At 42.3% G+C, this 284-nt stretch carries 1 protein-coding gene; it reads right to left on the bottom strand.

Going from position 1 to position 284, the window contains the following annotated elements; translation table 11 throughout:
* The coding region (gene fabZ, locus CWC11_RS22130) for a 3-hydroxyacyl-ACP dehydratase FabZ (protein WP_138684269.1) at nt 1–284 on the bottom strand (284 nt) is incomplete at both ends.

The following is a 284-nucleotide window of genomic DNA, read 5'->3' as shown; positions in this document are numbered from 1 at the left end:
ATGCATGGTATCACCAGGTAGAACTGGTTGCTTAAATCGTGCATTATCGATTGCTGCAAATAAGTATAGTTCACCTTCGCTACGATGCTCTACGGTTTTAAAACCGAGTAACCCCGTGGCCTGTGCCATAGCTTCTAAAATCATCACCCCAGGAAAAATAGGCTGTCCTGGGAAATGTCCGGTAAAAATAGGCTCATTTACTGTGACATTCTTAATTGCATGTAAATACTCACCAGCCTTATAGTCGATCACTTTGTCGACTAACAACATTGGGTAACGATGAG

Source organism: Pseudoalteromonas sp. S3178 (genome assembly GCF_005886985.1).
Lineage (GTDB): Bacteria > Pseudomonadota > Gammaproteobacteria > Enterobacterales > Alteromonadaceae > Pseudoalteromonas > Pseudoalteromonas carrageenovora.
The sequence above is the reverse complement of the archived record's forward strand: the minus strand, read 5'-3'. Positions and strand labels throughout refer to the sequence as shown.